The 15601-nt window shown below is 66.9% G+C and carries 9 protein-coding genes; 4 read left to right on the top strand and 5 right to left on the bottom strand.

Annotated elements, in window-relative coordinates; genetic code table 11:
* Positions 1-3 precede the first annotated feature (3 nt).
* Entirely contained in the window at positions 4-1326 is a 1323-nt protein-coding gene (locus ER308_RS12385) for an IS256 family transposase (protein WP_240731810.1), read from the bottom strand.
* Positions 1327-1642: 316 nt separating this feature from the next.
* On the opposite strand from ER308_RS12385, the gene ER308_RS12380 reads away from it, so the two are divergent.
* From ER308_RS12380 to ER308_RS12370, 3 genes are all read left to right on the top strand, one after another.
* Complete coding sequence (locus ER308_RS12380) at positions 1643-4108, top strand: cell wall-binding repeat-containing protein (protein ID WP_165492050.1); 2466 nt, start codon at positions 1643-1645, stop codon at positions 4106-4108.
* A 420-nt stretch (positions 4109-4528) separates the two neighbouring features.
* Complete coding sequence (locus ER308_RS12375; RefSeq protein ID WP_131155282.1) at positions 4529-6844, top strand: cell wall-binding repeat-containing protein; 2316 nt, start codon at positions 4529-4531, stop codon at positions 6842-6844.
* Positions 6845-7141: 297 nt separating this feature from the next.
* Positions 7142-9292: a LamG domain-containing protein gene (locus tag ER308_RS12370; RefSeq protein ID WP_165492048.1), complete on the top strand. Its 2151-nt coding sequence runs from the start codon at positions 7142-7144 to the stop codon at positions 9290-9292.
* Positions 9293-9370: 78 nt separating this feature from the next.
* Here the strand turns inward: ER308_RS12370 and ER308_RS12365 are convergent, their stop codons facing one another.
* Positions 9371-10009, bottom strand: a complete 639-nt coding sequence (locus ER308_RS12365; protein ID WP_131155280.1) for a hypothetical protein — start codon at positions 10007-10009, stop codon at positions 9371-9373.
* A 53-nt stretch (positions 10010-10062) separates the two neighbouring features.
* On the bottom strand, positions 10063-11199 hold the full coding sequence (locus tag ER308_RS12360; protein ID WP_131155279.1) for a polysaccharide pyruvyl transferase family protein: 1137 nt from the start codon (positions 11197-11199) through the stop codon (positions 10063-10065).
* A gap of 321 nt (positions 11200-11520) precedes the next feature.
* Here ER308_RS12360 and ER308_RS12355 point away from each other — a divergent pair, with 321 nt between their 5' ends.
* The gene (locus ER308_RS12355) at positions 11521-12792 is read left to right on the top strand and encodes a Coenzyme F420 hydrogenase/dehydrogenase, beta subunit C-terminal domain (protein WP_131155278.1); all 1272 of its coding nucleotides are present in this window, start codon (positions 11521-11523) and stop codon (positions 12790-12792) included.
* 18 nt (positions 12793-12810) lie between these two features.
* On the opposite strand, the gene ER308_RS12350 is transcribed toward ER308_RS12355, so the two are convergent.
* Together ER308_RS12350 and ER308_RS12345 are read right to left on the bottom strand one after the other, a co-directional pair.
* Positions 12811-14220, bottom strand: coding sequence for an O-antigen ligase family protein (locus ER308_RS12350; protein ID WP_131155277.1), 1410 nt, complete (start codon positions 14218-14220; stop codon positions 12811-12813).
* Between the two features lie 11 nt (positions 14221-14231).
* Entirely contained in the window at positions 14232-15470 is a 1239-nt protein-coding gene (locus ER308_RS12345; protein ID WP_131155276.1) for a GumC domain-containing protein, read from the bottom strand.
* Positions 15471-15601 lie beyond the last annotated feature (131 nt).

Here is a 15601-nt window from a genome sequence, read left to right as displayed (position 1 = left end):
TCATCAGGCGGCGCGTTCCTCGAGGCTCGTGGTTTCGTCTGTTTCGTCCCTTTCTCGTAGTTGTCCGTTGATGAAGGTGGCGCCGGCGCGCACGAGTGCTGCGAGTTCGGGTGCGTTGATCCGCCGCCAGCGGTCCTGGGCGGCGTCGAGGAGCTTGTAGGCCATCGCCACACCGGCGTCGCGGCAGCCGGGCCCCTTGGTGACGCGCTGGCGTAGCCGGACGGTGGCGAACGTCGACTCGATGGCGTTGGAGGAGCGCAGGTGCTTGTGGTGCTCAGCGGGGTAGTCGTAGAAGGCCAGTAGCACGTCGAGGTCGCCGGTGATCTTGGCGGTGGCCTTGGGCCACTTGGCGAACTCGTCAGCGAACGCGGCCGCGGCGTCGATCGCGGCCTCGCGGGTGTCGGCGGTGTAGATGCCGCGCAGCGCGGCCTTGGCCTGGGGATGGGTGCGCTTGGGCAGAGCAGCGACAACATTGGCGACCTTGTGGACCCAGCAGCGCTGCTCGGCGGTGCCGGGGAACACCTGGCGCAGCGCGGCCCAGAACCCCAGCGCGCCGTCGCCGACGGCCAGGCAGGGCGCGGTCATGCCGCGATCGCGCAGGTCGCGCAGCACGTCGGCCCACGAGTCGGTGTCCTCGCGGTGGCCGTCTGACACCGCGACCAGCTCCTTGCGCCCGTCGGGGCGCACCCCGACGATCACCAGCAGGCACAGCCGATCCTGCGCGCCGTCGGCGTCGGGCAGCCGCACGTTGACGTACACCCCGTCGGCCCACACGTACACGTAGTCGAGCTTGCGCAGGTCGCGGGCCGACCAGTCGTCGTGCTCGACGCGCCACTCCTCGGTCAACCGCTGCACCGTCGAGGCCGACAGACCGTCCTGGGAGCCGAAGAACTCGCCCAGCGCCGGGGCGAAGTCGCCGGTCGACAGCCCCCGCAGGTACAGGATCGGCAGCACCTCGGTGACCTTGGGGGACCGGCGCATGTACGGCGGCAGGATCGCCGACTCGTAGCGGTGGCCCTCCCGGCGGTCGTCCACCCGCGGCGCGGCCACCTCCACCCGGCCCGCCGCGGTGGTGATCTCCCGCTCGCCCGCGTGGCCGTTGCCGACCACCAGCCGGTGCCCGCGCTCGTCGGTCTCGGCCGCGTGCGCGTCCAGGTAGGCGCGCCGCTCAGCCTCCAGCGCCGCCGCGATCATGTCGCGGGCCGCCAGCCGACACAGCTCGTCCAGCCCCAGCCCCGCACCCTCAACACCGGCGCGATGGCCACACGTCTTGTCGTCGTGGACGGCCTGCTCGGCCGCGTCCCGGTCATCAGCTATCCTCAACATCAGGCGTATCCTCCCCGCCGGCGGCAACCGGCGCCTCGTTCCATCTGGACTTCGGGAGGGTACGCCGCCCTCTTACTCACACCCCGCATCCACAACTTCTGGTTATAGCCCGCCCATTGGCCGAGCCCTGACAGTTGCGATCGGCAAGCAAGCCTCCCGGGCAAGTAGCCGGCCAAGCAATTCAAGTCCCCGCGCGAACTGTCGATCCATGAAATAGCTGATCAACCGCGCGGCTTCGAATCCTGCTGGCTCCTGAAGGGCTCCCATGTCTGCTGGACTCCGACCGACCCTCGCTGTTCTGGTCACGTTGGGCATCATGGTCGCGCTGCTACCGGCGGCGGCACTCGCCGAACCGGTCGAACCGACCAACCGTGCAGACGACCCGAGCCTTGGAGAATTGCAAGTCCAGCGTTTCGGCGGGAGCGACCGGATCGGCACGGCAGCCATCATTGCTGGTGAGGTGTTTGGTGGGGCGGAGACGGCGGTGTTGGCGCGCGCGGATGATTACGCCGATGCGCTGGCAGGCGCCACCCTCGCGGTCGAGCACGACGGGCCCTTGCTGCTCACCCCGCGCGGGGAACTCGACGAACGGGTCGCCGACACGCTACAGACCCTCGGCGTGGAGGAGGCCTTCGTCCTCGGCGGAGCCGCCGCGCTGTCGAGCAGCATCGATCGGGCACTGGACGATCTCGACATCGAGGTCAACCGGCTGGCCGGTGACGACCGGTTCGAGACCGCCATCAAGGTCGCCGAGCAGCTTCCCGACCAAGAGGTGGACACCGCCTACCTCGTGGAAGGCCGCCATGCCGATCCTGCCCGCGGATGGCCCGACGCGGTCGCGGTCTCCGCACTCGCCGCCGCAGAAGGCAGCCCGATCCTGCTCACCGACCACGACCAGTTGGCGCCGGCCACCGTCGCGGCGCTCGAGCACGTCGACGAGGTCGAGATCATCGGCGGCTCGGCGGCGGTCTCCGACAACGTCGAAACCCACGTCGCGACCCTGGCCCAGCACGTCGGTCGCACCAGCGGTCGCGATCGCTACGAAACCTCCCTCGAGCTCGCCGAACGCCACGCCGAACGAAGCGACCAACAACCCGACACCGCCTGGCTAGCCACCGGACAGACCTTCCCCGACGCCCTCACCGCCGGAGCCAACGCCGCCACCACCAACAGCCTCCTACTACTGGCCGACACGCGCGAGCCAAGCGTCCAAGGAGACGCGACACTCGATTGGCTCCAAGGACGAGCCGGGCAGCTGCGAGGGCTTACGTTCATCGGCGGAGCAGCGGTTATGTCTGACCAATTCGTCGACTCGATCGTTGGTCCAGTCCGAGAAGAGCAGGAGCGCATCGCTGAGGAGCAACGGGGAGGCGACGGCAGGGACCCCGACGAAGGCGACGAGGGCGACGACGGCAACGAGCCCGACCCCGGCGACGACGATGACGGCAGCGAGCCCGACGATCCCGATGAGGGCGACGGGGCGAGTCCGGAGCCTGGGGATGGCGAGCCCGCGAGTGAGGTGTCGCGGCACGGGATCACGTGGACCTTCGACGATGAGTATCCGGTGGGCCGCTACGCCAACGGCGACTACTGGGTCCAGGGCCCGGTGGACATCGTCGACATCGACCCCGCCTCGCAGAACTCGTCGGGGGGCCGCACCATCAACGGGTCGATGATCAACCCCAGCCCCGAGGACGGCAGCTCCACCGGCTACGGGCAGACCCGCGACACCGGCTACGACCCGAGCTTGAACGTCGCCGACGGCGTATCGACCTCTGACCCGCTGACCGTCGAGCCCGACTCGTCGCTGGTGTCAGCGATCTCAGTCGACGAAGACGACGCCCGCCCAGGCCTGGAAAGCGCCGCGGTACTCACGGTGGTCGACCAGCCCCCACCCGAGGACAGCTTCCGCCCCGCCTACTCCAGCGACGACACCACCGCCACCCACACCACCAACGACCTCGACTACGACCTGCTGCCTGACCTCGACCCCGTCGACGGCGCCCCCGACCCCACCGACCTCGCCAGTGACTTCGAACGCGTGTGGCTGGACCACGTGCCCGGCTGGAACGGCCGCGCCATCCACCCCACCACCAACATGCCCGGCTACGGCCGCGACATGGCCAGCAAACTCGGCCAAGGCTCGCTCGCGCTCATGCTCGACCACCCCACCGAACAAAAACACGACCTACTAGTCAACTACGTCCAAATCGGCATCGACTTCCACGGCATCGTCGACAACGGCGGCGAAGAGAACTGGGTCCCCAACGGCGGCCACGCCCAAGGCCGCAAATGGCCCATCCTCTTCGCCGGCCAGCTCCTCGACGACCCCACCATGGCCACCATCGGCGACCGCGACGACGTCTACTTCGGCGAAGACGCCCAAACCTTCCACGTCACCCAAACCGAGATCGACCGCGAAGGCAACCACGCCGACCCAGACCACCGCCACTACAACCCCGACTACTCAGACGGCTACACCCAAGACATGCTCGGCATGCCCGAATGGGGCCAACGCCACGCCACCGACCCCAACCGCGACACCCCCGACCCCGGCCGCAGCTACCGCCAATGCTGCACCGCCGCCAGCTGGCACGGCCACGTGCTCTCCGCCCGCCTCATGGACCTCCAAGACGCCTGGAACCACGACCCCCTCTTCGACTACAGCGACCGCTACCTCGGCGAAACCACCGACCCCGCCTGGCCCAACCTCAACCCCACCGGCAGCAACCGCTTCTCGGACCGCCCCTTCACCGAAAACATGTGGCACACCCACCGATGAGGGCACGCGCACGGCATGCGGATAGGCGAGGAATGTGGCTTGTGATCGAGAATGACGTTCCGTAATAGCGGACGTTTATCCCAATGCGCCCAGCCAATCGGAAAAACACGTCCAGAGGGACGATCCCATTCCCTCGAAACCATCGGCTAGGGTTCCCCGGAGTTCGTCGAGTTGCTCCCCCAATCACACAACGACGGACGAACCCCGAGAATCGGGGTAGGAAGTGAACCCCCCAACCACGGTGCCGGATTGGCCCGACTCAACACTCTGCACTCTGTCGCGACAGTGGGTGACGCGACCCGAAGCCGGTAGCGCCCACCGCCGGTAGCCGAATCGCTCAGTACGTGTGAGCCTCCACTACCAAGAGTCGTTTGTTGATCGCGTTAGGTTGCAGTCCGACGCACGACTCATGGAGCGCTCATGCTTGGCCGACTCCAGCTTGCCTTGGTTCTGCTCGCAGTGGTCGTTGTGGCAGCGATGGGATCCCCTCATGATTCCCCTGGACCTTCTGCGCGAGGGGAGGACACCGACGCAGGAAACGGCGAACTACAGGTCACACGCGCCGCCGGCGAAGACCGAGTCGGAACCGCCATTGCGGCCGCTGGTGAGGTGTTTGGTGGGGCGGAAACGGCGGTGCTGGCGCGAGCAGACGATTACGCCGATGCGCTCGCGGGCGCCACCCTCGCGGTCGAGCACGACGCGCCGTTGCTGCTCACCCCGCGCGGCGAGCTCGACGAACGGGTGGCCGACACGCTGCAGACCCTCGGCGTGGAGGAGGCCTTCGTCCTCGGCGGAGACGCCGCGCTGTCAAGGGACATCGATCGGTCACTCAACGACCTCGACGTCGAGGTCGACCGGCTCGCCGGTGACGACCGGTTCGAGACCGCCACCAAGGTCGCCGAGCAACTTCCCGACCAAGAGGTGGACACGGCCTATCTCGTGGAAGGCCGCCATGCCGATCCTGCCCGCGGGTGGCCCGACGCGGTCGCGGTCTCCGCACTCGCCGCCGCAGAAGGCAGCCCGATCCTGCTCACCGACCACGACCAGCTGGCGCCGGCCACCACCGAGGCGCTCGAGCACGTCGACGAGGTCGAGATCATCGGCGGTTCGGCGGCGGTCTCCGACAACATCGAGACCCAGGTCGCGACCTTAGCCGAGCACATCGGTCGCACCAGCGGCGATGATCGCTACGAAACCTCGCTCGAGGTCGCCGAACGCCACGCCGAACGAAGCGGCCAACCGCCCGACACCGCCTGGCTGGCCACCGGTCAGGCCTTCCCCGACGCCCTCACCGCCGGAGCCAACGCCGCCACCACCAACAGCCTCCTACTACTGATCGATGATGCGTCCGAGAGCGAAGCCTCGGCCGCTGCTGAGTTGCTCGACAGGACGACCGCGCAGTCGCTAGAGCTGATCTTTGTCGGCGGCCCAGCGGCTATACCTGATCGCGTGATGGATGCCGTCACAGGGTCTCTCAGTGAGGAGCGCGGCGGCACGCGCCCCGATCCCGAGGCGGAGCCTGCTGATGGCGAGTCTGCGAGTGAGGTGTCGCGGCACGGGATCACGTGGACCTTCGACGATGAGTATCCGGTGGGCCGCTACGCCAACGGCGACTACTGGGTCCAGGGCCCGGTGGACATCGTCGACATCGACCCGGCCTCGCAGAACTCGTCGGGGGGCCGCACCATCAACGGGTCGATGATCAACCCCAGCCCCGAGGACGGCAGCTCCACCGGCTACGGGCAGACCCGCGACACCGGCTACGACCCGAGCTTGAACGTCGCCGACGGCGTATCGACCTCTGACCCGCTGACCGTCGAGCCCGACTCGTCGCTGGTGTCAGCGATCTCAGTCGACGAAGACGACGCCCGCCCAGGCCTGGAAAGCGCCGCGGTACTCACGGTGGTCGACCAGCCCCCACCCGAGGACAGCTTCCGCCCCGCCTACTCCAGCGACGACACCACCGCCACCCACACCACCAACGACCTCGACTACGACCTGCTGCCTGACCTCGACCCCGTCGACGGCGCCCCCGACCCCACCGACCTCGCCAGTGACTTCGAACGCGTGTGGCTGGACCACGTGCCCGGCTGGAACGGCCGCGCCATCCACCCCACCACCAACATGCCCGGCTACGGCCGCGACATGGCCAGCAAACTCGGCCAAGGCTCGCTCGCGCTCATGCTCGACCACCCCACCGAACAAAAACACGACCTACTAGTCAACTACGTCCAAATCGGCATCGACTTCCACGGCATCGTCGACAACGGCGGCGAAGAGAACTGGGTCCCCAACGGCGGCCACGCCCAAGGCCGCAAATGGCCCATCCTCTTCGCCGGCCACCTCCTCGACGACCCCACCATGGCCACCATCGGCGACCGCGACGACGTCTACTTCGGCGAAGACGCCCAAACCTTCCACGTCACCCAAGAAGACGTCGACCGCGGCGTCGGCTACACCAGCGACGACATCGGCATGCCCGAATGGGGCATCCGCCACGCCACCGACCCCAGCCGCGACACCCCCGACTGGAACCGCAGCTACCGCCAATGCTGCACCGCCAACTCCTGGGCCGGCCACGTGCTCTCCGCCCGCCTCATGAACCTCCAAGACGCCTGGAACCACGACCCCCTCTTCGACTACACCGACCGCTTCATCGACACCCAAGAACCCGGCGACCACGAACGCTTCTGGGACCGCCCCTTCACCGAAAACATGTGGGACACCTACCGATAGACACGGTGCAGCCCAACCCCAGGGACCGACGCCCCCGCCACGCGTCGGTCTCCCGGAAGCAACAGCGGGCTGAGGCAAGATCTGTAAACGTACATCGCGCCCCCCAGGGTGAAACCCCAAGACTTGCGGCTACACGCCGGCCGCGCAGAGTCCACTAGCCGGACCCAGAAGTTGACGCTATGGTAGGTCAACTAACGCGTGGCAGGGGGAAACGTGGCGGGAGAGCCGGGTGGCAACCCACTCTGGTGCGCGTCCAGGAACCTGCGCCTCCTTGCTGGTGCGCGCGCTTTTCGTGGGTTGCTGATTCTGAGCGCACTCGTCGCAACAACGCTTGCCCTGGTCGCCTGTGAAGGGGCCCAGACTCCGGACGGTTCCGGCGAAAGCGATGGTTCGACACCACCCGGTGCGGAGTCGGAAGCCCTCGAGGGGCAGGGCGTCGACCCCACCGCGGGGACCGCGCACGTAAGACCCGTCCACTTCTACGGTTTCGATGAGGGCGAGGGCACAACCGTCGGCGATGCTACGGGTGGGTTCGACCTCGAGGTCGCCGATGCCGGTGTGGTGTCGTGGACCGGTGATGGGTTGCGCGTCGATGGTGACACCACCATCTCCTCGGATGGGGCGCCCGCCCAGTTGTACGACGCGGTCGCCGACTCGGGCGAGGTCACCGTCGAAGCGTGGGTCACCCCCGACAACCTCGAGCAGAACGGGCCCGCACGCATCGTCGCCTTGTCGGCAGCGAGCAACCGGCACAACCTGCTAATCGGCCAAGGCGAATATCGGGGCGAGGGCGACCTGGTCGAAGCACGCGAAGGCCGCCGCGACAACGGCGACTACACCGCCGCGCAGACCCCCACCGGTGCGCTCACCGACACCGACCCGGTGCACGTGGTGGTCACCATCGCCGACGGGGACGCGACCGTCTACGTCGACGGCGAACAGGCCGCGGTCGACAACGGCGCCGGCCACCCCGACGACTGGGACACCGACACGCCCCTGACGCTGGCCAGCGACGCCGACGGCGGCCGCAACTGGCACGGCACCTACCACCTCGTCGCCCTCTACGACACCGCCCTGACCCACGACCAGATCGCCACCAACCACACCGCCGGCCCCAACACAACCACCCCCGACAACGGAGGGGAGCCCGACGAGCCCGACGAGGGTGACGAGCCCGACCCCGGCGATCCCGATGACGGCGACGACGACGGGTCGAGTCCGGAGCCTGGGGATGGCGAGCCCGCGAGTGAGGTGTCGCGGCACGGGATCACGTGGACCTTCGACGATGAGTATCCGGTGGGCCGCTACGCCAACGGCGACTACTGGGTCCAGGGCCCGGTGGACATCGTCGACATCGACCCCGCCTCGCAGAACTCGTCGGGGGGCCGCACCATCAACGGGTCGATGATCAACCCCAGCCCCGAGGACGGCAGCTCCACCGGCTACGGGCAGACCCGCGACACCGGCTACGACCCGAGCTTGAACGTCGCCGACGGCGTATCGACCTCTGACCCGCTGACCGTCGAGCCCGACTCGTCGCTGGTGTCAGCGATCTCAGTCGACGAAGACGACGCCCGCCCAGGCCTGGAAAGCGCCGCGGTACTCACGGTGGTCGACCAGCCCCCACCCGAGGACAGCTTCCGCCCCGCCTACTCCAGCGACGACACCACCGCCACCCACACCACCAACGACCTCGACTACGACCTGCTGCCTGACCTCGACCCCGTCGACGGCGCCCCCGACCCCACCGACCTCGCCAGTGACTTCGAACGCGTGTGGCTGGACCACGTGCCCGGCTGGAACGGCCGCGCCATCCACCCCACCACCAACATGCCCGGCTACGGCCGCGACATGGCCAGCAAACTCGGCCAAGGCTCGCTCGCGCTCATGCTCGACCACCCCACCGAACAAAAACACGACCTACTAGTCAACTACGTCCAAATCGGCATCGACTTCCACGGCATCGTCGACAACGGCGGCGAAGAGAACTGGGTCCCCAACGGCGGCCACGCCCAAGGCCGCAAATGGCCCATCCTCTTCGCCGGCCACCTCCTCGACGACCCCACCATGGCCACCATCGGCGACCGCGACGACGTCTACTTCGGCGAAGACGCCCAAACCTTCCACGTCACCCAAGAAGACGTCGACCGCGGCGTCGGCTACACCAGCGACGACATCGGCATGCCCGAATGGGGCATCCGCCACGCCACCGACCCCAGCCGCGACACCCCCGACTGGAACCGCAGCTACCGCCAATGCTGCACCGCCAACTCCTGGGCCGGCCACGTGCTCTCCGCCCGCCTCATGAACCTCCAAGACGCCTGGAACCACGACCCCCTCTTCGACTACACCGACCGCTTCATCGACACCCAAGAACCCGGCGACCACGAACGCTTCTGGGACCGCCCCTTCACCGAAAACATGTGGGACACCTACCACACCGAGTGAGTGGGAAGTGGGGCTTGGAGTTCGTTCGACGTCCTCACCTGAGGATGCGCAAGGCTTCTTCATCCCACGCGAGATCGCTCAGGATCCTGCCTTGGGCTCAGGGTCGCGGAGTCTCTTGAGCTCCCTGAGACCCTGCGGATGCACGACGCCAAGTTGCGCGGGCAGCAGCGGAATATCTGCCACTATCGCGGCCGCCATTCGGTGACAGCCGCGCCCACCGAAGAGGGTGGCGCCGTCCCTTCCCACATGCACGAGCACGCCGTCACGCTCTCGGCCGCGCAGTACCGAAGACTCCGCTGTGGAGCGTAGCCGTTGCTCACGCTGGACCTGCTCGAACATGCAGTCCAATCGTTCGAATCGCGCAATGATGTCTTCTGTCGTGAGGCAACCGTCGCGTTCCCCGCCGAACTCGGCTATTCGCTTTGCCAACCGATCATAAACGCCCGCTTCCTCCCATGACACACCTCTGTGCCAATGGGCAACGGCCGGCGCCACGTCGGGATGATCGAGTGTTCGCTCGACCGACAGATCCCAGTCGCCACCTTTGACCAATCCCGAGTGTTCCGAAGTGAACCCGCGAACCCACCCTTCGCATGACGCCGGTGAGACCCAGATCCGCAGTCCCCACCGAGGGGCGTCCGTGCCGTAACGCGCGAGGTTTAGCGCATCGCGCGCCACGATCCCGAGCAGTACCTGAGCCCTACGCGCGCGGCTCACGTCTCACCTCGCGACTCGTGTTCACTGGCGTCCCGCCTCCAGGTGCAGTGACATCAGAAATCCTGGACGGGGGAGTACCCGCTCAGCTGCTCGGCAATGGTGTCCATCTGTTCCTCAGCCCTTGCCAATGTCGTAGGCAGCTTGCCAGCGAGCTCCGCCCGCGTTACAGCCCGCTCCTCCCACGCCTCCCAGAGCGCATCTATCGCGTCGACGGTCGCGAGGTAGCGCGAGTCGACCACTCGTTCTGCCTGCCCCACCGTGTCGAATACCCCACGGGTCTTGAGGCTGTACGCGACTGCAGCGGTCGGCACTCCCGATGAAAGCGCTGCAATGCAAGCGTGCATTCTTGTCCCACAGAACCAATTGGTCTGAGCGATGACGCTCTTGACCTCACGGGCACCCGAGAGGGGTGGAAGAAGGGCGAGCCGGTCGGACGCGGTCGAGTACTCCCGGGCGATGTCCTCGTTGGCCAGAACATCTGACCCACGCCCCCCAACTCCCGGAACGTGGGGAACAAGAACGATACGGGCGTCCGATCGCTGCAGGAGCCGACCGACGAGGTCGAGCACGACGCGCCGGTAGTCGCATTCCAGGCCATACTGAGCGCTCGCATCCGGGGACGAGTACAGCATGCCACTGACATTGAGTCCCACCACGGGCGTCTCGCGCTGCGGGGAAAGCCACTCGCCGACGCGACCAAGTTGTTCAGGGGCCACGGGTCTCGGCGGCAACCCGAAGGCCACGTCCACTCCCTCTCTGTGCCGCTGGGGATCGAAGCTCGCGCCGAGAAGATCATGCAGAGCCTCGAAGCTGTCGGGATCTCGCGCCCACGCCATCGCTGCTCCTTGAAGGAGCCGGCAGGCCTCCTCCCGGATATCCGAGCGCCGGAAGGGTCCATAGGTCTGGGGCATCAACAGCAATGGGATCCGGTGCGCGAGCGCAACCCGTTTCGGGGCGCTCGTGGTCTCGAAGCGGTGGTTACCATAGATGTCGCTGAAGCTGTCCCCCCCACTGAAGTCAAGGATGGCATCCGCTTCCCGGATCCTCCTCGCCGGGGCCGACAGCCCCCGTCCGAGCTTCATGGATGCGTTGATGAAGGCCCAACTCTCCGGCCGATAAACCCGACGTGTGTGCTTGGCACCGAGGAGTTCCACGAGGTGCTCGGCGCCATCGACATCGATCCGTTCCACCAGGGGGCGATTCCGATGTTCGAAGACGGACAAACGAGCCGAGGCCAGCCGTCGTAGCACTGCGGCAACCGATGACTCCTGCAACGCGGAGACACCCAGGTTCCCCGTGTCACCAGCCGCACCGAAGATGCAGAGCCGAGGTGATGCGTACGAGGACTGGACCACCAGCGACTCCTCACCGGGGATTGCGAACCAAGATGACCGGGACGCGAAGGTCGGCTCCCTTCTCCGACCGAGCCTTGCGTCCACCAGCTAGCCTACCGAGCCAGCAGGCGGTCGACTCCCCGACTAACCTGGCGGTCCCAGGATCAAAGGACATCGGTGGGCCGCCGCGCGCTCAACAGCATTCAAGAGGTAGTGGATCGCCAACTCTGCCTCGGCTGCGGGGCCTGCGCCTACGCGCAGCCCGATGTCATCAAGATGGCGGACGCACCGGATTATGGCGTACGGCCGGTGCTCGCAACGCGCCCTGACGCAGACGATGTCCGCACTGATGACGCTCTTGCCGTCTGCCCTGGTGTATCGCTGGCTCACTCATCCGATGCCTTCTCGGACGCCATGCCAGAGCTGGCCGAGGGTTGGGGTCCAGTTCTGGAGGTCTGGGAGGGTTACGCCGGTGACCCTGCCATACGGTATGCCGGCTCCAGCGGGGGAGCCGCCACCGCACTCGCTCTGCACTGTCTCGAAGAGCAGGGCATGCATGGAATCCTGCACATCAAAGCCCGCGACGACGTTCCCTACTTGAACGAGACGACCCTCAGCCGGTCGCGGGATGAGATGCTCGCAGCGACCGGGTCGAGGTACGCCCCGGCCAGCCCCTGCGATCGTCTCGACCTCGTGGAGGAGTCGCCGCATCCCTGCGTCTTCATCGGAAAACCCTGTGATGTGGCGGCCACGAGTAAGGCTCGTGCGCGCAATGAGCGTCTCGACGAGAACCTCGGGCTCACGATCGCGATCTTCTGCGCGGGGACGCCGTCGACGCGCGGAACCCTCGAGATGCTCGAGCAGATGGGCATCGACGACCCCAGCCAGGTGACTTCCTTGCGGTACCGCGGGAATGGTTGGCCGGGAATGGCAGAAGCATCCGTCAGGACCTCCGACGGTGGATCAGAGTATCGCCGGCTCACCTACGACGAGTCGTGGGGAAAGATCCTGCAGCGACACCGGCAATGGCGCTGCTACATCTGCCCCGATCACACAGGCGAGTTCGCGGACATCGCTGTGGGCGACCCTTGGTACCGAGAGATCCCGCCGGGAGAACCAGGGCGATCCCTGGTTGTGGCTCGCACCCAACGCGGCCGTCGAATCCTGAACTCTGCGGTTGCGGCCGGAGCCCTCACCGCAGAGCCGGCGGACCCAGGGATCCTTCCCGCCTCGCAGCCGAACCTGCTGCACGCCCGTGGGGCGACGTGGGGTCGTGTCGTGGCTTCCGGCTGGGCAGGCGCCGCGACCCCCCGGTTTCGAGGGTTCTCCCTCAGGCGCGTATGGCTCAAGCGCCTGACGGTCCGGGAGAAAGCACGGTCCCTATTGGGGACCTTCAAGAGGGTTGCGCGACGACGTCTGTACCGCCGTGTCCAGGTCGACACCGAGTAACCGAGTAGGGCCAAGAGCTCACTCGCGCTGCGTGTCGCCTCCCTCGGGCAGGCTAGGGGCGTGCCCCGACTTGTCCGACCGTTCCTGAGCCGGCGGTGCCGCGGATGCACGATCGGGGAGCGTGATGCGCCAGAGCGCCCCGGCGGCGCCAAGGAGCAAGTACGTTGTTCCCGCGTTCGTCTGGAAGCTCAGCGCATCGAACGTCGACATCACGACCGGCATCACCGCGATCCCTGCGATCAGCGCTTGCGAGAGGTGCCGGGTCTCAGGGTCCTGGTATCGCTTTGCGACAAGGGCGGCCCCGATCCCGGAGCCGAGCATCGCGATCACCACGAACACCCCGGGCCACCCGAGCTCCAAGAGCACCCCGTAGTAGGCGTTATCGAGCAGGAAGTACTCCTCCGGTGTGAAGGTTCCCGGGCCCAGGCCCAGGAATCCGTTCTCCTGCAACTGCTCGATCACCATGGGAACACGTTCGCGACGTCCCTGGATGCTGGGATCGTGGTCCATACCTTGGAAGAGGCCTCGAATCGTTCCGATGAGGCCCGGCACGAGCGCCCACATCACCGCAACGAAGCCCAAGCCGTACACTGCCCCGTTGAACCGCCAGCGCCAACCCCACCCGAGCGCCAAGACCGGCATGGCGATCCCAATCGCCACAACGCCGGATCTCGCCACTGACAGCAGGCAGCCGACGGCGAGTACCGTGACGGCCACCCACCAGCCCGCCCGCTTCCAGCGCTGTACCTCGAACAACGCAAAGTGGAGGGCGAGGGGCAGTACGACCGCCATGACCACGCTGAATTCGATCGGGTGCAGCGTGGTGCCGTACGCCTGTTCGAACAGTGAACGGTCCCGAAGCCCCATCATCGGCGCGTGCTGACTGAGCCCCGGCAGGCGCATATTCGGAGAGAGATCCACTCCCACGAAGAACTGGAGCCATCCGACGAGCCCGACGATCGTGGCTACCGCCACGAGCCGCTTAAGGAGCTTCTCGAGCCGAATCCGGTCCCGGATGCCGTCCGCGGCGAGCAGTGCCACGCCTCCCATCGAGGCGAGGGTGATCAGCGCTCGCGCGGAACTGGTCGTCTCGAGCTCCGTCAGGGGACGCAACTGTGCGACGGCGTAGCTCGCGAGCACGAGACTGGCGTAGGCACCGAATCCCAGGCGAACGGGTTGGAAACCGTCGGCCAGGAGGCTCGGACGTGGGACGAGCCGTGCCCAGACCCAGATGAGCATCAGGCCGACGCCGAAGACGATGGCGGGCATCCCGACCGCGCCGAGGGGCGCGAACACCCATCGAGCGGACATCAACCAGAGCAGCGCGAGCCAGATGGTGAGCAGCGTCACCGCGTCGCGTTCGGAGTGTCGAAAGAAGAAGTACAGGAGGGCAAGGCCCCCGATCGCTGCGAATCCCGCCTCGATCACGACATCCCGTCCTAGTTTCGGTGAGAGTTCGACGGAACCGTGGATCGAGAGCTGGCCGGTTCGAGGCTGTCCGTGTCGCTATCAGGCACGTGACCCGGTCGGTCGCCGGCGTCCGAGGGGCGATCAGCACCCGTTGGCTCCGGCTCACGAGTAGCCGGCGTGCGCGCCGTGGTCCAACTCTCGTGCGAACGGCGACGGCTCAGTGCCGTTGCGACATTGTCTACGAGCAACGCCATCGCCACCGCAACGACGACGCCGAGTCCCGCGACCGTCACGAGCGGACGCACGAGACCGTCCGTCTCCTCCTGGACCATGCCCGGCTCGGTCAACTCCTGCAGGCGCATGCGATTGCCGGCGGGCACCCCGATGTCCTCCTGCCTACGCTCGAGTTCCTCGGACAACTCCGCGCTGACCAATTCGTAGGCCTCGCCGACCTCTCTCGGATCCTCAGCGCTCACCGAGAGGCGCATGATCGGCGCCTCTTCTCCATCGATGTTGAAGGTCAATCCCTCGACCTGCTCTCTCAACTCGAGCATGCGTCGGTCGCTGGTCGCGACCTCCCGGAGGACGCCGAACGTGAAACCGGGCTCGGCGTAGGGATTTCCCTCACCGAAGTCGCCGAGGACCTGCAGGGTGCCCGAGGCCTCGTACTCCAGGACCTCGCCCTCGTCCTCCTCAGATGGTCGGGCAGTGCCCGGGCTGGAGAGAACCTCGACCGCGAGCCGGTCGTCCTCGGGCACCCCCGCCTCCTCCTGCCGCTGGTGCATCTGGGCTCCCACCTCGTCGAGCACGAGCTCGACCGTCCGGACGGCGACGGAGTCATCCTCGGCTTGGGCGCGTACAGAGATAACGCCGTCCTCCCCGAGTGCGACGTCGTAGTCAGGGGATCCGCCACCATCGAGGATCTGCTGCTGCACTTCCGAATCCTGCATGACCGCAGCGATGACCCTGGGCGAGGCGACTCCAGCGGCGGTGGCATCTTGGCCCCCTCGCTCTTCCGCCGACTGCATCGAGGGGTCAGCGAACAGAAGCGACGCGCTCGTGCTGTACACGGGTGAGCCGCGCTGGTACAGCAGAAATGCCCCCGCGCCAGCCAGAGCCAAGAGCGGAAGCACCACGTACCAGCGCCGCAGAAGGATTCGAGCCAGCGTCAGGACATCCATTGAGCCCCGCCTTCTTTCGGTGTGAGAGACCCCCGAGGGTCGTGGTGGTGCGCCCCGATGCCAACTGTAGCGCGCTGCGCCGCTCATTGACTGAGAGTAGGCACCCCGCCTGAGGCCAATTGTGCAGGCCTACCGCTCGGTAGGCCATCCCTCCCGAAGCTCCCTGTTCCCCGGCACCTTCCGATAGTCCTGCAGCCATTGTCGGCCTCAACCCGTCT

Origin of the sequence: Egibacter rhizosphaerae (assembly GCF_004322855.1) — a bacterium.
Taxonomy (GTDB): domain Bacteria; phylum Actinomycetota; class Nitriliruptoria; order Euzebyales; family Egibacteraceae; genus Egibacter; species Egibacter rhizosphaerae.
This window is presented reverse-complemented; position numbering and strand designations above follow the sequence as displayed.